Source organism: Pseudomonas californiensis, assembly GCF_021147775.1.
In the GTDB taxonomy this organism is placed as follows: domain Bacteria; phylum Pseudomonadota; class Gammaproteobacteria; order Pseudomonadales; family Pseudomonadaceae; genus Aquipseudomonas; species Aquipseudomonas californiensis.
In genome coordinates, this window is the sequence record NZ_JAGTPK010000003.1 from 219,007 (window position 1) to 241,150 (window position 22,144).

General features: G+C 59.7%; 18 protein-coding genes and 1 other RNA gene. 9 read left to right on the forward strand and 10 right to left on the reverse strand.

Translation table 11 applies throughout. The features are described 5' to 3' along the window. Window positions 1–35: 35 nt before the first annotated feature. On the reverse strand, window positions 36–638 hold the full coding sequence (gene recR, locus KDX37_RS04665) for a recombination mediator RecR (protein WP_231651508.1): 603 nt from the start codon (window positions 636–638) through the stop codon (window positions 36–38). Window positions 639–747: 109 nt separating this feature from the next. Beyond that, the gene (locus tag KDX37_RS04670; protein WP_231651509.1) at window positions 748–1,632 is read right to left on the reverse strand and encodes a LysR family transcriptional regulator; all 885 of its coding nucleotides are present in this window, start codon (window positions 1,630–1,632) and stop codon (window positions 748–750) included. A gap of 95 nt (window positions 1,633–1,727) precedes the next feature. Between KDX37_RS04670 and KDX37_RS04675 the strand changes: the two genes are divergently transcribed. The 6 genes from KDX37_RS04675 to KDX37_RS04700 all read left to right on the forward strand — a co-directional run bounded on the left by KDX37_RS04675 (window position 1,728) and on the right by KDX37_RS04700 (window position 6,001). After that, complete coding sequence (locus KDX37_RS04675) at window positions 1,728–2,864, forward strand: DSD1 family PLP-dependent enzyme (protein ID WP_231651510.1); 1,137 nt, start codon at window positions 1,728–1,730, stop codon at window positions 2,862–2,864. After that, on the forward strand, window positions 2,854–3,243 hold the full coding sequence (locus KDX37_RS04680) for a RidA family protein (RefSeq protein WP_231651511.1): 390 nt from the start codon (window positions 2,854–2,856) through the stop codon (window positions 3,241–3,243). Before KDX37_RS04675 ends, KDX37_RS04680 begins: the two co-directional genes overlap by 11 nt. After that, the gene (locus KDX37_RS04685; RefSeq protein ID WP_231651512.1) at window positions 3,240–3,395 is read left to right on the forward strand and encodes a hypothetical protein; all 156 of its coding nucleotides are present in this window, start codon (window positions 3,240–3,242) and stop codon (window positions 3,393–3,395) included. Before KDX37_RS04680 ends, KDX37_RS04685 begins: the two co-directional genes overlap by 4 nt. Before the next feature lie 218 nt (window positions 3,396–3,613). Continuing rightward, window positions 3,614–5,074, forward strand: a complete 1,461-nt coding sequence (locus KDX37_RS04690) for an aldehyde dehydrogenase family protein (RefSeq protein ID WP_231651513.1) — start codon at window positions 3,614–3,616, stop codon at window positions 5,072–5,074. Between the two features lie 271 nt (window positions 5,075–5,345). Next, window positions 5,346–5,699, forward strand: coding sequence for a type II toxin-antitoxin system RelE/ParE family toxin (locus KDX37_RS04695; RefSeq protein WP_231651514.1), 354 nt, complete (start codon window positions 5,346–5,348; stop codon window positions 5,697–5,699). Continuing rightward, window positions 5,699–6,001, forward strand: a complete 303-nt coding sequence (locus tag KDX37_RS04700; protein WP_231651515.1) for an XRE family transcriptional regulator — start codon at window positions 5,699–5,701, stop codon at window positions 5,999–6,001. The genes KDX37_RS04695 and KDX37_RS04700 overlap by 1 nt, the downstream gene beginning before the upstream one ends. A 92-nt stretch (window positions 6,002–6,093) precedes the next feature. Here the strand turns inward: KDX37_RS04700 and KDX37_RS04705 are convergent, their stop codons facing one another. Together KDX37_RS04705 and dnaX are read right to left on the reverse strand one after the other, a co-directional pair. After that, window positions 6,094–6,420, reverse strand: coding sequence for a YbaB/EbfC family nucleoid-associated protein (locus KDX37_RS04705; RefSeq protein WP_231651516.1), 327 nt, complete (start codon window positions 6,418–6,420; stop codon window positions 6,094–6,096). Between the two features lie 62 nt (window positions 6,421–6,482). Then, the gene (dnaX, locus tag KDX37_RS04710) at window positions 6,483–8,687 is read right to left on the reverse strand and encodes a DNA polymerase III subunit gamma/tau (RefSeq protein ID WP_231651517.1); all 2,205 of its coding nucleotides are present in this window, start codon (window positions 8,685–8,687) and stop codon (window positions 6,483–6,485) included. Window positions 8,688–8,862: 175 nt separating this feature from the next. Between dnaX and KDX37_RS04715 the strand changes: the two genes are divergently transcribed. Both KDX37_RS04715 and acpA read left to right on the forward strand, forming a co-directional pair. After that, a complete protein-coding gene (locus KDX37_RS04715) occupies window positions 8,863–9,582 on the forward strand; it encodes a substrate-binding periplasmic protein (protein WP_406641513.1) in 720 nt (239 codons plus the stop codon). 94 nt (window positions 9,583–9,676) lie between these two features. Beyond that, complete coding sequence (gene acpA, locus KDX37_RS04720) at window positions 9,677–11,359, forward strand: acid phosphatase (protein WP_231651519.1); 1,683 nt, start codon at window positions 9,677–9,679, stop codon at window positions 11,357–11,359. A 10-nt stretch (window positions 11,360–11,369) separates the two neighbouring features. On the opposite strand, the gene KDX37_RS04725 is transcribed toward acpA, so the two are convergent. Together KDX37_RS04725 and ffs are read right to left on the reverse strand one after the other, a co-directional pair. Then, window positions 11,370–12,494, reverse strand: coding sequence for a mechanosensitive ion channel family protein (locus KDX37_RS04725; RefSeq protein ID WP_231651520.1), 1,125 nt, complete (start codon window positions 12,492–12,494; stop codon window positions 11,370–11,372). Between the two features lie 322 nt (window positions 12,495–12,816). Then, window positions 12,817–12,913: signal recognition particle sRNA small type (gene ffs / locus KDX37_RS04730), an RNA gene on the reverse strand. Between the two features lie 226 nt (window positions 12,914–13,139). Between ffs and KDX37_RS04735 the strand changes: the two genes are divergently transcribed. After that, window positions 13,140–13,628: a GNAT family N-acetyltransferase gene (locus tag KDX37_RS04735; protein WP_231651521.1), complete on the forward strand. Its 489-nt coding sequence runs from the start codon at window positions 13,140–13,142 to the stop codon at window positions 13,626–13,628. A gap of 111 nt (window positions 13,629–13,739) precedes the next feature. Here KDX37_RS04735 and KDX37_RS04740 read toward each other — a convergent pair whose 3' ends face one another. The 4 genes from KDX37_RS04740 to smc form a co-directional block, all read right to left on the reverse strand. Further along, on the reverse strand, window positions 13,740–14,906 hold the full coding sequence (locus tag KDX37_RS04740) for a zinc-binding metallopeptidase family protein (protein WP_231651522.1): 1,167 nt from the start codon (window positions 14,904–14,906) through the stop codon (window positions 13,740–13,742). Window positions 14,907–15,058: 152 nt separating this feature from the next. Further along, window positions 15,059–17,422 (reverse strand): NAD-dependent DNA ligase LigA, encoded by a 2,364-nt coding sequence (gene ligA, locus KDX37_RS04745; protein WP_231651523.1) that lies wholly within the window; start codon window positions 17,420–17,422, stop codon window positions 15,059–15,061. 126 nt (window positions 17,423–17,548) lie between these two features. Beyond that, window positions 17,549–18,400 carry a cell division protein ZipA gene (gene zipA, locus KDX37_RS04750; protein WP_231651524.1) on the reverse strand — a complete coding sequence of 284 codons (852 nt, stop codon included), beginning with the start codon at window positions 18,398–18,400 and terminating at the stop codon, window positions 17,549–17,551. 252 nt (window positions 18,401–18,652) lie between these two features. Continuing rightward, window positions 18,653–22,141 (reverse strand): chromosome segregation protein SMC, encoded by a 3,489-nt coding sequence (smc, locus tag KDX37_RS04755; protein ID WP_231651525.1) that lies wholly within the window; start codon window positions 22,139–22,141, stop codon window positions 18,653–18,655. Window positions 22,142–22,144 lie beyond the last annotated feature (3 nt).

Below are 22,144 nucleotides of genomic sequence, written 5' to 3' on the forward strand. Positions count from 1 at the left end.
CCCATCACGGGCGACACATCGACCGTTATCGCTGGCTACAACGCAATCGGTTTGCGCCCGGCAAACGAATGCGCCAGTGTGCCACCATCCACCAGGTCCAGCTCGCCGCCCAGCGGCACGCCATGGGCGATGCGTGAGGCGACGAGACCTTTGTCGTTGAGCAGTTGGGCGATGTAATGCGCTGTGGCCTCGCCCTCTACCGTCGGATTGGTGGCCAGAATGACTTCAGTGAAAGTGCCTTGCTGGCTGATGCGCTCCATCAACTGGGGAATGCCAATGGCTTCCGGACCCAGCCCATCAAGGGGTGACAAATGCCCTTTGAGCACGAAGTATCGGCCACGATAGCCAGTCTGCTCGACCGCATACACGTCCGTCGGGCCCTCGACCACACACAGCAGCGTGTCGTCGCGGCGCGGATCGGCGCACTGCGGGCACAGCTCTTCTTCGGTCAGCGTGCGACACAAGCGGCAATGGCCGACCCCCTCCATGGCCTGGCTCAGGGCCAGCGCAAGGCGCGAGCCGCCACTGCGGTCGCGCTCCAGCAGTTGCAGCGCCATACGCTGAGCGGTTTTCTGACCGACGCCTGGCAATACGCGAAAAGCATCGATCAACTGGCGAATCAGGGGGCTGAAACTCATGAAGAAAAGTCCGACAAAAACACAAGACGCGGTTTATACCCGCGCGTTGCCGTGAGCGTCAATTGAGGGTTTCGCCCCTGCGACCAATAGCCGGTCGTCGAGGCCTGCTTTACGCTTTCAAAGCGCTCTCCAGGAACTCCGTCAATGCCTGCAAACGCGCGCTTCGGTGCTTGCGCAGCGGCACCAGCAGATTGATCTGTGCACTGGCCAGCTGCCAGTCAGCGAGCACCCGCACCAGACTGCCGCTGGCAATGGCGTCACCGACGTCCCACTCCGAGCGCAGCACGATCCCCAGCCCCTGCTCAGCCCAACGACGGGCCACTGACCCGTCGTTGCTGAGCATCGCAGGCTCAATGCGCAACGCCTTCTTCGCTTGCCCTTTGCTCATGTGCCAGAGGGTCACGTCTTCATCGTTTTCGCGAATACAGATGCAGCGATGCTGCGCCAGTTCGTCCGGTTGCAGCGGCACACCGTGCTGCTCCAGGTAGGCCGGGCTGGCGCACAGCCAACGATTGTTATGGGCCAGCGGCCTGGCGATCCAGAGGCTGTCATTGAGGTTGCCGATGTGGATCACCGCGTCGCTGTCGTGACGATCGGGCCACGGGGTTTCGCGCAAATCGAGGTGCAGGCGCAATTGGGGATGCAGCCGGGCAAAGCGCGCCAGCAACGGCGCAATACGCTGCCTGCCATAACCAAAGGGCGCGGCCAGCCTCAAGGTGCCGACCAGTCGCTCATCACGCTGTCGAAACGATTCGGGAAGCGCATCAAGTTGCTCCAGCAGGTGCGCGCTTTCCCGGGCAAAGCGCTCGCCGTCGGCCGTCAAGCTCAAACGTCGGGCGTCACGGTTGGCGAGCGTGATGCCCAGTTGCGTCTCCAGCTTGCGCAAGCGCATCGACAAGGCGGGCGGTGAAACATTCAGCACCCTGGCAGCCGCGCTCAAGGATTCGCATCGCGACAGGGTCACCGCCAGCCGCAGGTCTTCGATGGCAATCATTCATTTCTTCTTAATGATTGATGAAGACTCATTGAACCACAGGTTCACTACTGGCCAGTAGAGTGAAGCCGTCCCCTGCCCTGCGAGCCTCGCCCATGTCTGCTTCCCTGTCCTCTCTCAATACGCCCGTCGCCCTTGTCGATGTGTCACGCATGCAGCGCAACATCCAGCGCATGCAGCAACGCATGGACAGTCTGGGCGTGCGTTTGCGCCCGCATGTCAAAACCAGCAAATCACTGCCAGTCATTCAGGCCCAGCTTGAGGCCGGCGCCGGCGGCGTGACCGTCTCCACATTGAAAGAGGCTGAACATTGTTTCGCCGAAGGCATCACTGATGTGTTTTACGCCGTGGCCATTGCACCGGGCAAGTTGATGCAGGCACTCGCCTTGCGGCGCAGCGGTTGCAGCTTGAGCGTACTGACTGACAGCGTCGCGGCCGCGCAGACCATCGTCGCCTTTGGTCAGCAACATGACGAGCATTTCGAGGTGTGGATCGAGATTGACTGCGACGGGCACCGCTCCGGGCTCACCGTCGAAGACCACGCGTTGATTGAAGTCGCACGCATTCTGGTCGAGGGCGGCATGCAGTTGCACGGCGTGATGACCCATGCAGGCTCAAGCTACGACCTCGACACGCCTGAAGCGCTTCAAGCACTCGCCGAGCAGGAACGCGCCCTGTGTGTCAGCGCCGCGCAACGTATCCGCGCAGTCGGGCTGCCCTGCCCGGAGGTCAGCATCGGCTCGACCCCCACCGCACTGTCGGCGCAAAACCTCGACGGCGTGACAGAGGTCAGGGCCGGCGTGTACGTATTTTTCGACCTGGTGATGCACAACATTGGCGTCTGCCGGGCCGATGAACTGGCGTTGAGTGTGCTGACCACTGTTATCGGCCATCAGCAGGACAAGGGCTGGATCATCGTTGATGCGGGCTGGATGGCCATGAGCCGCGACCGTGGCACGCAACGCCAACGACAGGATTTCGGCTATGGCCAGGTCTGCACCGAAACCGGTGAATGGATCGACGGCGCGCGGATCACCGGCGCCAACCAGGAGCACGGCATCATCACGTTGGGTACTGACGACGGCCACAATCTCACCACCCGTTTCCCCATCGGCAGCCGCCTGCGGATCCTGCCCAACCACGCCTGCGCCACCGGTGCGCAGTTCCCCGAATATCACGCCTGTGGTGCACAGGGTGACGTCACACTCTGGAGTCGTCTGCATGGCTGGTGATATCGAGCTGATCCAAACTAAAGAGGCCGCCCAGCCCGGCGGTCATTACTCACAGGCCGTTCTGCACCAGGGTGTGCTGCACGTTTCGGGACAACTGCCAGTGCGTGCCGACGGCAGCCACAGCATGGACGAGCCGTTCGAGGTGCAGGCCACCATTGCCCTGGACAACCTGGTGGCGATTCTCAAGGCCGCAGGGAGTGAGCCCGATGATGTGCTGAAAGTGACGGTTTATATCGCAGGCGTTGAGCACTGGCCTGCCTTCGACCGGATCTACGCACGCTACCTGGGGACCCATCGTCCTGCCCGCGCGGTCGTTCCAGTGCCCGCCCTGCACCATGGCTATCTGATCGAAATCGAAGCCCTGGCCCGCCGCGCATGATGAGCACGTCGAGCGCAGTTATCGACTCACGACAGAGCTATACATGGATTATCGGTGGCGGCGTCATGGGTGCCGTGTACCGTGTCGGGCACCTGCCGCCGACTGACCTGGTGATCAAGCAGTTGACCTTGATCACACAGACCATTGGCTGATCGCTCCAGCCGCCCACGCAAAGATTGTCGACTCTTCGCCCAATTCGCCCAAATAGCGTCAGCCGGTCCCATACAGCAGATTATTCTTTGCGGCGCTGAAGATCGGCGCTTTTTATTCAGGCTGCTTTGTTAGCGTATTGATATGAAACGGCGTGTTCATCTGACGAGTAACAGCGTCTTGTGCCAGCCGACCCATTCACACTTCGGGGAACCCGTTGATGACCACACCCTCCTTGAACAGCCACCGCGTTGATCCGGATACCGCGCAGAAATTCTATATCGACGGTCGATGGTGTGCTCCGCTCAAGCCTGCCAGCCTGCCGGTGGTCGACCCGTCCACCGAAGAGGTAGTGGCCCACGTTGCAAGCGGCACGGCCGAAGACGTGGATCGCGCCGTCGCAGCAGCACGCGCAGCTTTTGCGAGCTGGTCAACCTCGGCGCTTGAAACCCGCGCCCAGGTGCTCGGCAAACTGCACGAGCTGATCATCGAGCGTAAGGAGGAGCTGGCTCAGGCACTGTCCCTGGAAATGGGCGCATCCATGGCGTCGGCCAGGGCGATGCAAGTGCCACTGGCCGCCGAACATGTGCGGGTCGCACGCGACCTCTTGTCCACCTACAACTTTCAGAACGTCGAAGGCGGCACTGCCATCCGCCGCGAACCAATCGGTGTTTGCGGCCTTATTACCCCGTGGAACTGGCCGCTGTATCAAATCACCGCCAAGGTCGCACCGGCCATCGCCGCAGGCTGCACCGTAGTGCTCAAACCCAGCGAGCTGTCGCCCCTCTGCGCACTGCTTTTTGCGCAACTGGTGCATGACGCCGGCCTGCCCGCAGGCGTGTTCAATCTGGTGAATGGCAGCGGTGCAGAGGTCGGCGGCGCCATGGCCGCGCACCCGGACATCGACATGATCTCCATCACCGGTTCGAACCGTGCCGGCGCGCTGGTTTCCCAGGCCGCTGCACCCACCGTGAAACGCGTGACACTGGAACTGGGAGGCAAATCACCCAATGTGTTTCTGCCAGATGCCGATTTCGCCAAAGCTGTGCCCATGGGCGTCATGGTGGCATTCCGTAACGTTGGGCAATCATGCAGCGCACCGACCCGCATGATCGTGCCGAGAAACCGTCTCGCTGAAGTTGAAGCGCTCGCCGCCGCGACCGCGAATGCAATCGTGGTTGGCAACCCGCAAGCCGAAGATACGGTACTTGGGCCCATCGCCAACCAGGCGCAGTTTCATCGCGTCCAGACCCTGATCTCAGCCGGTCTGGAAGAAGGCGCAAAACTGGTCTGCGGTGGGCCCGGACGCGCAGGGGGGCTTGAAAAGGGTTTTTATACCCGCCCGACCGTGTTTTCTGAGGTCGCTTCTTCAATGCGCATCGCCCAGGAAGAAATCTTCGGCCCGGTGCTGTGCATCATCGCTTACGACACTGTCGATGAAGCCGTCACCATTGCCAACGATACTGTCTACGGCCTGGGCGCTCACGTGCAAGGCCAGGACCTGGAGCTGGCCCGCTCTGTCGCATCACGTATCCGCGCCGGCCAGGTTCACTTGAACTACCCGGCCTGGAACCCCATGGCCCCGTTCGGCGGCTACAAACGCTCCGGCAATGGCCGCGAATACGGTGTGCACGGCTTCGAGGAGTATCTGGAAATCAAAGCCATCGTCGGCTTCGAATAACCTCTACTGCGCGCTCGAATCGCCCTGATGGGTGGTTCGAGCGGGGCATCAGATTGATAAATTTATATCGTCCTGGACGTTTCAGCTTGATTGCGTTTATCAAGAGCGTAAACCAGGCTGAGCCCTGCCAAACATTGCTTGCGACAAAATCGAGAATGCCCCGCGGCATTTCCCCGCTAGAGTTTGCGTCGAATCCTTCTTCAAAACTCGAAGCGAATATGAAGCCGTTCTACTGCCCGTTGATTAAAGCACCTTTTTTGGTGCACTCTATATGAGTAGACTCCCACCCACGCTGAGTGTCAGTTTTTATAAAACGGACGTGGGTAACGAGCCTGTGCGCGAATGGCTGATTGAATTGCCCCGAGAATGCCGAAAAGCCATTGGAGTTGATATCAAGACAGTTCAATTCGGATGGCCGATAGGGATGCCTGTTGTACGCAAAATGGAAACCGACCTCTGGGAGGTGAGAACCGATTTCGCTGACGGCATATCCCGGGTTTTCTTCACCCTTGCAGGCAGCACCATGGTGCTACTTCACGGGCTGATCAAGAAGAGCCCAAAAACCCCTGCGATTGATCTGGAGATTGCCAGAAAGCGCAAAGCGACGGTGAAGAGGAAAACGTAATGACCCAGCACATCGGCTCTGATTTCGATGACTTCCTGGCAGAGCAAGGTCTTGTGGAAGAGGTTTCTGCTGCTGCGCTCAAGCGGGTCATCTCGTGGCAGATTGCCGAAACCATGAAACGTCAGAAAGTCACCAAAAAAGCCTTGGCCGAGCGAATGCATACCAGCCGTACTGCGGTCGATCGCGCGCTGGACCAGAATGACGCGGGAATGACGCTGGCGACGCTTGCCAGCGCAGCCAGGGCGCTCGGACAACGCGTGGAAATACGCCTCGTGCCTGAACATAAGGGCGCTCACGCTTAAGCCATCTCCGAGCCGGCAAGGCCTGCTTGCTTACTCCCACCCAAAAAAATGCCAGGCACATTGGCCTGGCATTGATTACCGCGCTATAACCGTCAGAACGGCAGCTTCATGCCTGGCGTCAGTTGCATGCCCGCGGTCATGGAAGCGGTCTTTTCCTGGCTGGCCTGCTCGATCTTGCGCACGGCGTCGTTGACGGCGGCAGCGATCAGGTCTTCCAGTACTTCCTTGTCTTCCTGCATCAGGCTGTCATCCAGATTGATGCGCTTGACGTCGTGACGACCGGTCATCACCACGCTCACCAGGCCTGCGCCCGATTGACCGGTGACTTCTGCGTTGGCCAGTTCTTCCTGCATCTTGGCCATTTTTTCCTGCATTTGCTGAGCCTGCTTCATCAGGCCAGCCATGCCACCTTTCATCATGGGATATCTCCTCGAATATGGATGGTGCGTGTGCGCAACGCCTTCAGACGCTGCGCTATCGGTTATTGAGTGCCTGCTACAGGAGCGTCCACCGGCTTGATAGTGTCCTCACGGATTACGGCGCCAAACTGTTGCAACATCTGTTGAATGAACGGATCAGCCTGAATCGAGGCCTCGGCCTGACGCTGGCGCTCGGCACGCAAACGCGAAGCAGCCTGGGCAGGGGTTTCCTGCTCGGGCTTGATCAGCTCGATAGTCAAATGGATCGTACGACCCTTGAACTGGTTCAATGCATCGTTCAAGCGCCGCTGCTGGGTCGTATTGAACAGCGCGCTGTGGGCTGGGTCCAGATGCAGCAGCCAGTTGTCGCCCTCCATCACCATCAGTGTGCAGTTGGCGGCAATGCTGCCGGTCATGCCCGAGATCGGCAAATGCGGGAACATATTCAGCCACTCCAGCGCCAGCCCCGTGGCCGGCATGGCAGCAGGTGCGGGCTCAGGCTCGGGCGCTTCGGCCTCACTGACACTTTCATGCGCCAGCTCATCAAGGTAACTGTAGGACGCCGGATCAATATCAATGTCCGGCTCAACATAATCGTCGTCCAGCGGCGGCTCGTCGTCACGGTCCATGGGAGCGGCATGATAGGCAGCGTCCGGGATCGCTTCCAGCATGGCAGGCGTAACCTGCTGCTCGGCAACCTGCGGGACCTCCTCCACCACCTCGACCTCAGGCGCATCCGGCACCGGGCTGGCAGGTGCTGGCGTCGGCATAGGGGTGAGTTCGGGCTGCTCGGAAGCGGTCTCCAGAATCGGCTCGGCGACCAGTTCTACAGAGGGTTGCGCTGCGGATTCGACTGCCTGCTCAGATGTCGCGACGGCGGCAGGCGCCTTCGGCTCGTTCCAAGGCAGGTCGATCTCTTCAGCAGGCTCAGCTTGCGACTGAGACTCAGGCTTGACCGGTGTTGCTGTTACCGGCGCAGCCGGAGCCCGAACAGCGGTCGCAGGCGCAGGAGCAGGCGGCGAAGCTTCAAAGGCCGGATCTGGCGCGGCCATCACAGGCGCAACGGACGCCATCGGAGCCGCCGATGCAACAGGTGTCGCATCGGCCACCGCTTTCTGGGAATCAACCGTGGCCTGGCTGATCCCCACTGGCTTTAGCGTTTGCGTGGGCGCATCGTCGCTGTCCGCCGGGCGGAACGCGAGCATGCGCAGCAGGACCATTTCGAAACCGCCACGCGGGTCCGGCGCCAGCGGCAGATCACGCCGACCGATCAGCCCCATCTGATAATAGAATTGTACGTCTTCGGCGGGCAGCGCCTGCGCCAAGGCCAGTACACGATCACGGTCGCCATGCCCATTGTCGACACCTTCAGGTAATGCCTGGGCAATCGCCACCCGGTGCAACACGTTGAGGATTTCCGAAAGCACGCCATTCCAGTCAGGCCCCTGCTCGGCCAGATGACGCACGGCCTCCAGCACGCCGCGCGCGTCACCCTCGATAAGCGCGGTCAGTACATCGAAAACCTGACCATGGTCCAGCGTACCGAGCATGGCACGCACATCGGCCGCCATGACTTTACCTTCGCCAAACGCAATCGCCTGGTCGGTGAGGCTCATTGCATCTCGCATCGAACCATCGGCAGCGCGACCCAGCAGCCACAATGCGTCGTCTTCGAACGGCACGTTTTCGACACCCAGAACATGAGTCAGGTGCTCGACCACACGCTCGGGCGTCATGTTCTTCAGCGAGAACTGCAGGCAACGCGACAGGATCGTGGCAGGCAGCTTTTGCGGATCGGTGGTAGCGAGGATGAACTTGACGTAGGGCGGCGGCTCTTCAAGCGTCTTGAGCAACGCATTGAACGAGTGGCTGGAAAGCATGTGCACTTCGTCGATCAGGTAGACCTTGAAGCGCCCACGACTCGGCGCATATTGCACGTTGTCCAGCAACTCACGGGTGTCTTCAACCTTGGTGCGGCTGGCGGCGTCGATCTCGATCAAGTCAACGAAACGGCCTTCGTCGATCTCCCGGCACACCGAGCAGGTGCCGCACGGGGTTGAGGTGATACCGGTTTCGCAATTGAGGCACTTGGCGATGATCCGCGCAATGGTGGTCTTGCCGACGCCGCGGGTGCCGGTGAACAGATAGGCGTGATGCAGGCGCTGACTGTCCAGCGCGTTGATCAGGGCCTTCAACACATGTGTCTGGCCGACCATTTCGCGGAACGAGCGCGGACGCCATTTACGTGCAAGAACCTGATAACTCATTGAAAACCGTCGCGACTGGTAAGCGGAAGACCGCCAATGCTAGCCGAGCAGGGGCAAAATTGCATCTGGTGTCCTTCTCTATTGTGGCTAAGCTATGCAAATGAATGGAATGGTACGCCTTATGAGTGTCATCAGAGCGCCCTGCCTGCTGCGTGGGGTCGTATCAGTGCTGTTGATGGCAATCCCTCTTTTCAGCAGCGCCGCACAGCCGCCGCTGCGCTTTGCCGTAACCGAAAGCTGGTCGATGCCGATGATACGTTTCGAAAACCACCAGCCCACGGCCGGGATCATGTTCGACATCATGCAAAGCCTGGCACGTCAGGTGGGCCGTGATCCCGTGTACCACGTCATGCCGCGCCTGCGTGTGCAGTCTGCGCTGGAACACAACGAGGTGGACCTGCATTGTTACAGCGCGCAAGCCTGGTACCCGAACCTGTCAGGAGATTACATGTGGAGCCTGCCGATTCTCTATCAGCGCGACTGGCTGGTGGCCTCCGCTGAAACGGCTGCCGGGGCTTACCCCAACCAGTTCGACAGCGAAACCGTAGGGACGGTGCTCGGCTACAACTACCCCGCCCTGCAAGCTCTGTTCGATAATCACCAACTGGTCAGAGAAGACGCACGCACACTGGAGCAGGCATTGGCCAAGCTGGTGGCCGGGCGTTACAACTACGCCATTACCACCGAGTTGATTCTCGACTGGACCAATAGCAGATTGGCCCCCGACAAACGGCTTAAACCCATCGCGCTGGTGGGCGATCAGCCCGCCGCGTGCATGGTGCGCAACAATCCCGATCTGCCGATTGCAAAAATTCTCCGCACCTTGTTACGGATGCGCATGACCGGCGAAATCCAGAAAATCATCGAGCACTACACCACACCACGCACCCCCTGAGCTGCCGGTCAAGCTGTAGCAATACCGTCACATTCCCCCGTTACGCTCGCCTGAAATCTTTTTAGTAACAGATTATTTCAGACAGGTATCAGCCATGAGCGACACTCCCGACGACGACTCGAATTCCAACCCCAGCCGCCGTCGCTTCCTCGGTGGCATGGCGGCGTTGGGCGCAGGCATGACGCTGAGCGGCTATGTCACCGCCAATGAAAAACCGACTGTTGCCACTGAAAAACATCACCTCACCGGCCCGGCACTGGACAAGGCGTTACGCGACCACGTCAAGACAGTGGTAGTGATCTATGCCGAGAACCGCAGCTTCAACAACCTTTTCGGGAATTTTCCGGGCGTTGAAAAGCCGCTGTCCGCACTCAAGCCCGCCGATTACCAACAGGCCGACCGCGACGGGACACCGCTGACCACGCTGCCGCCTGCCTGGGGCGGCGTGTTGCAGGTCGGGCCGCAAACGGTGGATGGCGTAACCTATCCGGCAGGCGCCCAATTTCAGGAAAACCTGCCCAATGCGCCCTTCCCGCTCAAAGGCCCGACTGGCGAAGATCTGCCCCTGAGCCTGGTGACTCGCGATCTGTGGCACGTTTTCTACCAGAATCAGATGCAGATCAACGAGGGCAAGAACGACCGGTTCGTGGCGTGGGCTGATTCAGGCGGGCTGACCATGGGCAACTATGCTCAGACCCAGTATTCGTTGCGCCTGTGGGACGTCGCCAAGGAATTCGTGCTGTGTGACAACTTCTTTCAGGGGGCGTTTGGTGGCTCGTTCCTCAACCATCAGTATCTGATTTCTGCCACTGCGCCGATCTACCCCGACGCCGCCAACTCTGCCGCCAAATCGCAGATTGCGACTCTGCAGAGCAGTGATCCGCTGGACCCGCGCCTGCAACCGCTGGACAAATCGCCCGCCAGCGCCATGACCGGGCCGCCGCAATTCGGCCCCAGTGCGATCACACCAGACGGTTACGCGGTCAACACCCTGGCACCGCCGTACTGGCCAACCTGGCTGCGCGATCCGCAGAACCCGGACTACTCCAAGCCAGACCTGGCCAACGTTCTGGTGCCGCAAAGCCACGAACACATCGGTGACAAGCTGTCGAAAAAGGATGTCGACTGGGCTTGGTATGCCGGGGCGTGGCAGGTCACGCTCGACGAATTCAAGGATTCGGTCGGTATCCCGAAAATCCCGAACTTCCAATACCATCATCAGCCGTTCAACTACTTCAAACAGCAAGGTCCGGAAAACCCCGCCGAACGCACTCGACGTTTGCGGGACGGTGGTCTGGGCGACGAATCGAGCACCAACCGTTTTCTGGTCGATGCCGAGGCTGGCAAGCTGCCTGCCGTGACGTTCTATAAACCGCAGGGCAATCTGAACATGCACGCGGGTTACGCCGACGTCGCATCGGGCGATCGACACATCGACCGCGTGGTCAAGGTGCTGCGCAATAGTCCGCAGTGGGAAAACATGGTGATCGTCATCACCGTAGACGAAAACGGCGGCTGGTGGGACCACGTCGCACCACCGAAGGGCGACCGCTTCGGCCCCGGCACCCGCGTGCCGGCACTGGTCATCTCGCCCTTTGCCCGCAAAGGCACCGTAGACCATACGGTATACGATACAGCGTCGATCCTGCGCCTGATCACTCGCGTCCATGGCCTTGAAAAGCTTGATGGGCTGAAGCGTCGCGACGATGCAATGCTCGCTCGCGGGCAACAGCCCATGGGTGACCTGACCAACGCCTTGCAGTTCAGCAAGGCCTGATCCAGCGGCGTCAGGAAACGGCTTCGGCCGTTTCCCGAACGCCTGACTGCGCTCCGACCTGAGGCGGCACGGACGCCACGTACACTGTCCGCGCGGGCAGTGCGAAACGCACATCCAGATCAGAGAACGCCTCCATGATGCCGAGGTTGATTGACTGCTGCACATCCATATAGACGTTGTAGCTGGCGTCGAGAACGATAAAGACCGTCTCGAACTCCAGCGACGTGTCGCCAAAGTTCCTGAAATGCGAACGGTCAAACCTTGCATTTTTATGTCTGCGGATGATCTCCTCGACCTTCCTGGGCACTTCCCGAACCTGATCGGCAGTACAGTCGTAGGTCAGCTTGAACTCGAACACAATGCGACGTTCCTGCATCCGTTTGTAATTCTGGATGGTGCTGCCGATCATGTCGGCGTTGGCCATCACGATCTGCTCACCACCAAGGCTGCGTATCCGCGTGGTTTTCAGACCCACGTGCTCGACCGTACCGGCAAGCGTCCCGATCACAATGAAGTCGCCGACTTCAAACGGTTTGTCCACTGCAATCGACAAGGACGCAAACACATCGCCCAGAATGTTCTGCACTGCCAACGCGACGGCGATACCACCCACGCCCAGACTGGCCACGAACGCTGTGATATTTACCCCGACATTCGACAGCATCGCCAGCAGAACCGTGGCCCACAGCAATACTTTGGCGCCCCACAGGCTCAACGTTCCCAGTGCACTGCCCTGATAAGTCCCTACCGTGTTGTGACCGGCAAAGTAGCGACGCAATGCCAAAGCGATAGCCCGGTTCGCCCACAAGCCGACCTGCAAGGCTGCCACCACGAACCAGAGGCTACTGACCCGTCCAAGCCAGCGCTCTGGCAAATCGAGCATGCCGATGCCGACCAGAATCGAAGCCAGCAGCAACAACGTATTGCTGGTCCCCGACAGCACCTGCACCACGATGTAACTCATGGGCGAGTTCGGCAGCGTTGAGCGCGCGCGCATTTTTCTCAACACGAACGCAATCGCACCCCGCACCAGAATAAAACTCATCACCGAAGCGAAGATGGCGAGAGCCCAGTTGGCGAGCGATATACCGAGAAATTGTGATTCGGTGAAAAATCTGATGATGTCCTGTTCCATCCGGCCTCCGGCTCCAATGCTGCGAGACGCCTGACCGAAAAGCCTTTGACACCCGCAGCAACCTGATATGCCCCTTGCCGTAAAACGGTTTCAAGCGACGCGTAAGGTGTTAGGTGACCTATGACGCCGAGCGTTCAGACAAATTTTTGATCAGGGCGAACAAGTGGATGAATTGTTTGTCAGCCGGGGGATATGACCGCCGCAGATATTCAGAGCCCGCAGCCGGATGAAGCGCTGTGCTACGAAACATCAGAGAAGATAAAACCAGGGATTTTGAGGATGCTGCTGCGTCGAGGACCGACTGGATTCGTTAAGGTGGTGCCCCCACCAGCCACACCCCGGCACACAATGTTCCCGCTGTGGCTGCTTCCTTCCGGATCTGACCAGGTTAACGGGTAATCGTTGCGGGGGGACCGATGGGGGTCACCATAACGACGCTCGCCAGTGGCGAGCCGCGCCATTGTACCGGTCTCGCGCGAGTTTACAACCGTTGGTTGGGATAAAAATTTCGAAGGGGCTCAAGCACTTGTGTGGTGCGGGTCGGAGACGCCTGGGTGCTTACAGCGCTGCGCTTTTCGGGATGATTGCACACGTTGCAATCCTGTATTCTGCGCAGCCCAATAATAACCAGCCAGCAGGTTGCAGATGCAGACTCGATTGGTGGGCTACGAAGACCTCACCCCAAGCCAGCGCCAAGCGCTGGAACAGCTTGAAGTCATGCCCGAACAAATCCAGTATTCCGGCGACATCCACACAGCGCTTAATGCGTTGCAGGTCAATCCCAACCCGAACATTCGCGGGTTTGTTTTGCTCGGTGACGAGAGGCCCGTAGGCTTTTTTCTGCTCAAGCGCGGCGACTGTCTGGCGCACTGGGCACAGCAGGACGCCACGGCAACGCTGAATGCACTGCAGATCGATCATCGTGAACAAGGCAAAGGGCTTGGCAAGGCGTGTCTGCAGGCATTGCCAGCTGCACTGAGCCTGAAATGGCCGGACATTACACAATTGATGCTGTCGGTGGACGCTGACAACCAGGCCGCAATCAAGCTCTATGTAGGCCAGGGTTGGGTCGACACCGGTGAAGCCTATCGCGGACGCATAGGTTTCGAACGGCGACTGGTGCTGGAGCTCTGACGGCACACAGCCTCCAGCTCCAGCGCCTGATAACAGGCAGTAACGCGGGACCGACCGGTCGTGATGGACAGGTCAGCCCGCTCTCCCTGCTATTTACAAGCTGAGATCACCTCACTGCGCCTGCAACACCTCATCTGCCTTGCCGCCCGCATCCTGAATCACCAGATGGATGAAGTGCAGCTTGGCGATGACCGCAGGCGGTAGCACGAACGGATAGAAGTCCGGCTGCCCCATGCTGCGCGACAGCTCGTTGAGCATGCCGGCCAGCTCGATCCAGGCATTGACGAACGACAGGAATGCCGGTCCACCAGGATGTTGCGGGTCGTAGAGCGTTTCCAGCGGGAATGGCTGGTAATCGAGTTCCATGTCTCGGGCGCTCATGCCAAAACCCAGCGCAGTGTCGACCGCATCCATCATGTGCAGGTAGTGCGCCCAGGTTTCAGCCCAGTCTTCCCAGGGGTGCATGGTGGCGTAGGCACTGACGAAGCTCTCTTGCCAGTTGTCGGGCGCGCCATTTTTGTAGTGGTGCTCCAGCGCATCGGCGTAGCTGGCGCGGTCGTCGCCGAACAGGTTGCGGAAACCGTCCTGCCAGTAGGTATTGGCGACCAGCCGATCCCAATAGTAATGGCCCACTTCATGACGGAAGTGGCCAAGCAAGGTGCGATAGGGTTCGTGCATTTGCACCCGGATCGCTTCGCGGTGCGCATCGTCGGCCTCTTCGATGTTCAGCGTGATCAGGCCATTGGCATGGCCCGTGGTCGGCAGATTGCCTTCCAGATCGACACCGACGAAATCGAATGCCAACCCGGCTTCCTCGTCCACTGTCTTGGGAATGACGTTGAGACCCAGCGAAACAAGCTGCGCGACCAGTCGGCGCTTGGCGGTTTCGACCTTGCGCCAGCGTTCGCTGTTTTCCGGCACCGAGAGGTCGGGAATGGTCCGGTTCAGGCTGCACGCAACGCACAGGTCGCCGATGTTGTGCGCCGGAAACAGCCAGTTGCAGGCAGCAGGCGTGTCGAGGTTGGCACAGCGTCGATACAGACCTGCGTCCGGCTCGTCACTCAACCGCCATGTGGTCGGCTCAGCGCCGGGCTCAAGCGTAACCACACGCCCTTGCTCGGGCAGATAACCCAGCGCTGCCGAACAGGCCAGGCATTGAGAATTGGGGAAAAACACCGACTGTCCGCAACGGCACTGCCAGACTTTGCTATTACGTTTGGTTTCGCCGATAAAAGGGGCGGCGATTCGTGAACTCAATTGTTCAAAAAAGCGATACATGGCGATCTCCCGTGGGCCTTGCATGGACTAGATCATGCCGCTGCTCAAGGGGTTCATTATTTTATTGAGCAAACCCTCCGAAAGCGTGTGGCCGGGGCCAAACGGCCTGAAAACCTGCAAAGGGGCGATGCGGCTCGCCCCGCCAACCGCTATCAGTCGACCGAGACACCCAGCTCGGTCAGACGGCTCAGCAGTGCGTCTTCGTCCAGTACTGTCAGGGCCAGTTCGTTGGCCTTGGTCAGCTTCGAGCCCGCACCTGGGCCCGCGACCACTGTATGGGTCTTGGCCGATACAGAACCGGAAACCTTGGCACCCAGGCTTTCGAGCTTTTCCTTGGCGACGTCACGGCTCATGCGCTCAAGCGACCCGGTCAGCACCCAGGTCTGCCCTGCCAGCGGCAAGCCTTCGACGGCTTTCTTCTCGCTGCGCCAGTGCATGCCGAAAGCCTTGAGCTGCGCTTCGATGGCACGGGCGTGCTCGGCATGCGCCGTATCATCAAAGAAATCGCGCACAGCCTTGGCCTGCTTCTCCGGCAATGCCTGACGCATGTCCAGCCAGTCGGCGCTGATGACCGCCTCCAGCGTACCGAACTTGTCTGCCAGTTTCTGCGCGGCACCCGGCCCGACCGAGGGAATATGCAGTTTGTCGATCAGCCCGTTGAGTGTTGTGCTGGCAGCGAACTCAGCACCCAGCTCGCCCTGATCCTGCAGTTGCAGGCCACACTCGCCCAGCAGCGCGTCGATTACATTGCGGTTGTGCTCGTCTTCGAAAAAGCTGTGAATCTCGTGTGCGACTTCAAGCCCGACATCCGGCAGATACGTCAGCACCTCGGGCAACGCCTGTTTGACACGCTCCAGCGAGGCCAGCGAGCGCGCCAGTACCTTGGCCGTTTCTTCGCCGACGTCCGGAATACCCAGTGCGTAGATGAAGCGCGCCAGAGTCGGCTGCTTGCTGTCGGCAATGGCCTTGAGCAGCTTGTTGCTGGAAATATCGGCGAAACCTTCCAGGTCGATGATCTGTTCGTACTTCAATTTGTAGAGATCAGCAGGCGAACCAATCAGCTTTTCGTCAACCAGTTGCTCGATGGTCTTGTCGCCCAGGCCCTCGATATCCATGGCACGGCGCGACACATAGTGAATGATCGCCTGCTTGAGCTGAGCACCGCAGGCCAGTCGGCCAACGCATCGGTATACCGCGCCTTCGCTGACGGTTTCCTTGCCCTTGCTGCGCTTGATCAGTTGCGTGCGCTCGACGTGCGAGCCGCACACCGGGCAGGTCTGCGGGACCTCGACCGGTCGCGCAGTATCAGGACGACGTTCGATTACAACCTGCACCACCTGCGGGATCACGTCACCGGCGCGCCGAATGATCACTGTGTCGCCGACCATGAGCCCCAGGCGCGCCACTTCGTCCATGTTGTGCAGGGTCGCGTTGGCGACCATGACACCCGCGACCTTGACCGGTTTGAGGCGTGCGACAGGCGTGACGGCGCCGGTACGCCCCACCTGAAACTCGACCGCCAGCAATTCGGTCAGCTCTTCCAGTGCAGGGAATTTGTGGGCAATCGCCCAACGCGGCTCACGTGCACGGAAACCGAGTTCACGCTGCGCGGCAAGGTCGTTGACCTTGAACACCACGCCGTCGATCTCATAGGTCAACGAAAGGCGGCGCTCACCGATATCACGGTAGTAGTCCAGACACCCTTCGACACCATCCGCGAGTTTCAATTCGCGACTGACCGGCATGCCCCATTCCTTGAGCTGATTCAACACACCGATGTGGGTGTCGGCGATGTCGGCTGTCACTTGGCCCAGGCCGTAGCAGCAGAATTCCAGCGGGCGATTGGCAGTAATCTTCGAATCCAGCTGCCGCAGGCTACCCGCTGCGGCGTTGCGCGGGTTGGCGAAGGTCTTGCCACCTGTTTCCATCTGGCTGGCATTGAGCCGTTCGAAACCGGCCTTGGACATGAATACTTCACCGCGCACCTCCAGCAACTCCGGCCAGCCGGAGCCCTGCAACTTGAGCGGGATGTTACGCACAGTGCGCACATTGACACTGATGTCTTCACCAGTGGTTCCGTCGCCGCGGGTCGCGCCACGCACCAGCGCACCGTCGCGGTACAACAGACTCACTGCCAGACCGTCGAGCTTGGGTTCACAGCTGTATTGCACGTTACTGCCGGCGCCAAAAATGTCGCCAGCTGGCAGGTCCAGCCCTTCGTTCACGCGGCGGTCGAACTCGCGCAGGTCGTTGTCTTCAAAGGCGTTGCCCAGGCTGAGCATCGGCATTTCGTGACGCACTTGAGTGAACGCCGACAACGCTGCGCTGCCGACCCGCTGGGTTGGCGAGTCGGGCGTGACCAGATGCGGGTTTTCGGCCTCAAGGGCCTTGAGTTCGTGAAACAGGCGGTCGTACTCGACATCCGGGATGCTCGGTTCATCCAGAACGTGATAGCGATAGTTGTGCTGATCCAGCTCTGCACGCAGCTCAAGGATTCGGGTTTCGACGGCCTTCATACGGTGTTCTCTCAAAAAGCAGAAAAGCAGCCGGGGCTGCTTGTCTGTTGGTTCCATTCTTGTCTGCTTCGGGCGCCTGAAGCGCATGTTGAAACATGCTCTCCAGAGGCCTGTACACGGTCACACTCAACCGCGACGCTGGGTCAGTGCGCGGCGTTCGAATTCCACGATGCGCTGGCGGTAATGCTCGATGGTCTGCGCGGTCATGACGCTGCGCTGATCATCTTTCAGTTCGCCGTCCAGCTCGTGGGCCAGCTTGCGTGCTGCGGCAACCATCACGTCAAACGCCTGCTTGGGGTGTCGCGGTCCAGGCAGACCGAGGAAGAAGCTCACGGCGCGGGTGCTGAAATGGTCGATATCGTCCAGATCAAAGACACCCGGCTTGACGGCATTGGCCATGGAGAACAACACCTCACCATTGCCCGCCATGCTTTCGTGGCGATGGAAGATGTCCATTTCGCCGAAACGCAGGCCGCTTTCCAGGATGTTCTGCAACAGGGCCGGGCCCTTGAAGCCGCCTTCACTGCGCGAGATCACGCTGATGACCAGCACTTCCTCGACCGGAGGCAGATCCTTGTCTTCGGTAATGCGCTGAGCTGGCTTGTCATCGGGGAAATCGTCGTCACGGCCGGTGAACAGGCTCGGGCCGTCCATGTCCAGATTCAGGTCGCCCTGATGGGGCTCACCCTTGCGTTTCTTGTCGCCGTTGCTGCGCTTGCCTTCACGCGGGCTGGCAGTCATCGACGGCAGGTCGTGCTCATCCAGCTGCGGCTCCTTGTGAGTGTCCAGGACACGAGGCGGACCGAGCACTTCAGCCGAAGTGGTTTCTTCTTCGTCCGGCAGGTTGGAAAAGCTCCGGTCGAGCCTGAATTTCAATTTACCCTTGCCGCCGCGCATACGGCGCCAGCCATCAAAGAGAATACCGGCAATGACAATAATGCCGATGACGATCAGCCACTCGCGCAGACCGATTTCCATGTAATCCAGTGCCTCTAATGAAGAATTCTGAAAATAAGGGCCTAAACCCCTTCAATACGTGGTGCCAAGTCTATGTTCTGACTGGCATTTTGCCCACGCGAAAATAAAAAGTGGTCACTAAACTAGCACGACCAAAGGTAACTTTACACCGTCTGTGACACCTCTTTGCTGGCGAAGTTGATATCTGCCTCACAGCCGCCTCATTTTCAGGCATTACGAGGGGTATTTCCCCGTATGACCGAGGCCTTCGGCCTAGGCATCCACCAGCGCCATGGCTTCTTCGACATCCACTGCAACCAACCGCGAACAGCCAGGTTCATGCATGGTCACACCCATCAATTGATCGGCCATTTCCATGGCGATCTTGTTGTGAGTGATGTAGATGAACTGGACGGTTTGTGACATTTCTTTCACCAATCGCGCATACCGGCCGACGTTGGCATCGTCCAGCGGCGCATCGACTTCGTCGAGCATGCAGAACGGCGCAGGGTTGAGTTTGAAAATGGCAAAAACCAGTGCCAGCGCAGTCAACGCTTTTTCCCCACCCGACAGCAAATGAATGGTGCTGTTCTTCTTGCCGGGGGGACGCGCCATGATTGTCACCCCTGTATCGAGTAAATCTTCGCCCGTCAGTTCCAAATAAGCGGAGCCGCCACCGAAAACTTTCGGAAAAAGTGCCTGTATTCCGCTATTTATCTGATCGAAGGTATCTTTGAAGCGGTTGCGGGTTTCCTTGTCGATCTTGCGGATGACGTTTTCCAGCGTGTCCAGCGCTTCCACCAGGTCGGCATCCTGGGCATCCAGATAACGCTTGCGCTCCGACTGCTGCTGATACTCGTCGATGGCCGCGAGGTTGATCGCGCCAAGTCGCTGAATGCGTCCGGCAATGGCCTCCAACTGCTGTTCGGCGGCGGCTTCGCTGGCCTCGGGCGTCAGCGTGGCAAGCACGCCGTGCAGGTCATAACCGTCCTCGTGCAGTTGGTCCTGCAAGGTCTTGCGGCGCACCGTCAGGGCTTGCCACTCCAGACGCTGCTGTTCGAGCTGGCCACGCAGCAATTGCGACTGCTGCTCAGCCTGGGTGCGACGTTTTTCGGCGTCACGCAGTTCGCGATCGGCTTCTTCCAGGGCATTTTTTGCGATGCGCATTTCGTCATCTACGGCCATGCGTCGCTCAAGCAACTCTTCCAGTTTGAGGCGCAGCTCTTCCAGCGGCGCTTCACCCTCCTCCAGGTTGAGACTTAGCTGCTCACGCTTCTCGGTCAGACGCTCGGACTGCATCCGCAGGCGCTCCTGGGCCTGACGCGTGGAGTCGTACTGCGCTTTCAGAGAACCCAGACGCACCGCCAACTGATGGCTGTGGTCCTTGTGCTGACGGGCTTCCTGCCTGACTCGATCAAGGCGTTCGCGCAGCGTGTCACGCTGCTCCTGAAGCCGCTCACGCTGATCAGTGTCCTGCGCCATGGCTTCCAGCGCGTCCTGCAATTGCAGACGCGATTCGCCCAGGTGTTCATGCTCGACGGCACGCTGCTCGCCCAGTTCGGCGAGTTCTTCATCCAGACGCGTGCGGCGCAGGGTCAATTGCTCGACCTTGGCTTTGGCCGCCGACAGTTGCGCCTTGAGTTCGCTTTGCTGGCGATTTTCATCCTGCACCCGTCGACGCAGCTGCTCGCGCGCCTCTTCCTGCACAGACTGCTGCTCGCGCAGGCTGAGCAATTGCTCTTCAAGGGTCGCAAGGGTCGCTTCACGCTCATCGCGCTCCAGGCCGAGTTGCTGCAACTCCTGGCCACGCGCCAGTACGCCGCTTTGCGCTTCGCTGGCGCGCCGCACACGCAGGAAATGTCGCCCGACCCAGTAACCGTCCCGGCTGATCAGGCTTTGCCCGCTCGTCAGTTGAGTCCGGCGCGACAAGGCCTCGTCCAGATCCTGCACAGGGATAACCTGACCCAGCCAGGCGGAAAGATCGACCTTGCTTTCAACCTTGTCCAGCAGGCTGCCCGGCACACGTACGGTGTCGGCACCCGCACTGAGCAAACGCAGATCACCCTGTTGGAAATTGGCCAGATCGAGCCCGTCGAACTCATCGACCAGTACGGCTTGCAGGTCAGCGCCCAACACTGTTTCCACAGCCAGCTCCCAGCCGGCCTCAACGCTCAAACCCTCGGCCAGACGCGGACGCTCGGCCAGTTGCTGGTCGCGCAACCATTCGGCGGTGCCGGTATCAGGGTCGAGCGCGGCCTGCTGCAGCGCTTCCAGAGACGCCAGTCGGCCATTCAGGCGTTGCAGCTCACCTTGCGCCTGCTGTTGCGCCTGACTGGCGCTTTGCAGTGCTTCGCGCAATTGCTCCAGACGCTCGATGGCCTGCTCTTCACCCACGTGCAGTTCTTCGAGCGTCATATCACGGGTCGCAAGGTCTTCGCTCAGCTCCAGAATGGCAGCATCTTCAGGGTCGGCAGCCAATAACTGGCGCTCTTCAGCGAGACGCCGCTGACGCTCAGCCAGACGCTCAATGCTTTGCTCCAACTGTTGAATACGCGACTGCTCGACCTGGGCTTGCCGTTGCGGCTCGGCAGACTCCTGATTGAAAACGTCCCACTTTTCCTGCCAGCCCTGCATCGCAGTTTCAGCGTCTTCCAGCGCGATAGCGGACTCTTCGGCGGCGGCGCTGGTCATCTCCTGCTCGGGTTCGAGCATTTCCAGCTCTTCACCCAGCGTCGCGAGCAAGGTGGTGTCATGACCCAAGTGCGATTCGGTTTCCTGACGCGCGCGCTCGGCTTCGCGCAGGTCATCCTGCAATTGACGCAGACGCTGCTGACCGTGCTGGATGCTCTGCTCGACCCGGGCAATGTCGCCGCCCACTGAATAAAAGCGGCCTTGCACCAGGTTGAAGCGCTCAGAGAGATCATGATGACCGTCGCGAAACCGTTCGATACTGGCGTCGGCGCTGCGCTGATCAGCCACCAGCGCCTCGAAGCCGACCTCCTGATTGCCGATTACCGCTTCACGCTGCCCTACCTGCTCGTTCAAGGCTTGCCAGCGCAGGGCCGACAGCTGCGCCTTGAGCTGGCGCTCTTCGGCTTTGTATTCCTGATATTTCTCCGCTGCCTGCGCCTGACGGTGCAAACGCTCCAGCTGGCGCTCAAGCTCTTCACGCAAGTCGGTCAGGCGTGCGAGGTTTTCGTGAGTCCGGCGGATACGGTTCTCGGTTTCCCGACGCCGCTCCTTGTACTTGGAGATCCCGGCCGCCTCTTCGATGAAATTGCGCAGATCCTCGGGCTTGGCTTCGATCAGCTTGGAGATCATGCCCTGCTCGATGATCGAGTAGCTGCGTGGCCCAAGCCCGGTGCCGAGGAAAATGTCGGTGATGTCCCGACGGCGGCATTTGGTGCCGTTGAGGTAATAGCTGTTCTGGCTGTCGCGGGTCACCTTGCGGCGAATGGAAATTTCCGCGTAGGCCGCGTACTCGCCCACCAGAGTGCCATCGGAATTGTCGAACACCAGCTCGATGCTTGCCTGGCTGACCGGCTTGCGACTGGTGGAGCCATTGAAGATGACATCGGTCATCGACTCGCCGCGCAGATTCTTGGCCGAGCTTTCGCCCATGACCCAGCGCACAGCGTCGATGATGTTGGATTTGCCGCAACCATTGGGGCCGACGACGGCCGCCATGTTGCTGGGGAAGTTCACCGTGGTGGGGTCGACGAAGGACTTGAACCCCGCCAGCTTGATGCACTTCAGGCGCATGGG

What these genes read in the sequence shown, in the direction of transcription:
- dnaX (WP_231651517.1), bottom strand. Translation starts at nt 8,687, where the DNA reads ATGAGTTATCAGGTTCTTGCACGTAAATGGCGTCCGCGCTCGTTCCGC.
- ligA (WP_231651523.1), bottom strand. Translation starts at nt 17,422, where the DNA reads ATGAAGGCCGTCGAAACCCGAATCCTTGAGCTGCGTGCAGAGCTGGAT.
- KDX37_RS04690 (WP_231651513.1), top strand. Translation starts at nt 3,614, where the DNA reads ATGACCACACCCTCCTTGAACAGCCACCGCGTTGATCCGGATACCGCG.
- KDX37_RS04675 (WP_231651510.1), top strand. Translation starts at nt 1,728, where the DNA reads ATGTCTGCTTCCCTGTCCTCTCTCAATACGCCCGTCGCCCTTGTCGAT.
- KDX37_RS04700 (WP_231651515.1), top strand. Translation starts at nt 5,699, where the DNA reads ATGACCCAGCACATCGGCTCTGATTTCGATGACTTCCTGGCAGAGCAA.
- zipA (WP_231651524.1), bottom strand. Translation starts at nt 18,400, where the DNA reads ATGGAAATCGGTCTGCGCGAGTGGCTGATCGTCATCGGCATTATTGTC.
- recR (WP_231651508.1), bottom strand. Translation starts at nt 638, where the DNA reads ATGAGTTTCAGCCCCCTGATTCGCCAGTTGATCGATGCTTTTCGCGTA.
- KDX37_RS04725 (WP_231651520.1), bottom strand. Translation starts at nt 12,494, where the DNA reads ATGGAACAGGACATCATCAGATTTTTCACCGAATCACAATTTCTCGGT.
- KDX37_RS04715 (WP_406641513.1), top strand. Translation starts at nt 8,863, where the DNA reads ATGGCAATCCCTCTTTTCAGCAGCGCCGCACAGCCGCCGCTGCGCTTT.
- KDX37_RS04685 (WP_231651512.1), top strand. Translation starts at nt 3,240, where the DNA reads ATGATGAGCACGTCGAGCGCAGTTATCGACTCACGACAGAGCTATACA.
- KDX37_RS04740 (WP_231651522.1), bottom strand. Translation starts at nt 14,906, where the DNA reads ATGTATCGCTTTTTTGAACAATTGAGTTCACGAATCGCCGCCCCTTTT.
- KDX37_RS04735 (WP_231651521.1), top strand. Translation starts at nt 13,140, where the DNA reads ATGCAGACTCGATTGGTGGGCTACGAAGACCTCACCCCAAGCCAGCGC.
- KDX37_RS04705 (WP_231651516.1), bottom strand. Translation starts at nt 6,420, where the DNA reads ATGATGAAAGGTGGCATGGCTGGCCTGATGAAGCAGGCTCAGCAAATG.
- KDX37_RS04695 (WP_231651514.1), top strand. Translation starts at nt 5,346, where the DNA reads ATGAGTAGACTCCCACCCACGCTGAGTGTCAGTTTTTATAAAACGGAC.
- smc (WP_231651525.1), bottom strand. Translation starts at nt 22,141, where the DNA reads ATGCGCCTGAAGTGCATCAAGCTGGCGGGGTTCAAGTCCTTCGTCGAC.
- acpA (WP_231651519.1), top strand. Translation starts at nt 9,677, where the DNA reads ATGAGCGACACTCCCGACGACGACTCGAATTCCAACCCCAGCCGCCGT.
- KDX37_RS04670 (WP_231651509.1), bottom strand. Translation starts at nt 1,632, where the DNA reads ATGATTGCCATCGAAGACCTGCGGCTGGCGGTGACCCTGTCGCGATGC.
- KDX37_RS04680 (WP_231651511.1), top strand. Translation starts at nt 2,854, where the DNA reads ATGGCTGGTGATATCGAGCTGATCCAAACTAAAGAGGCCGCCCAGCCC.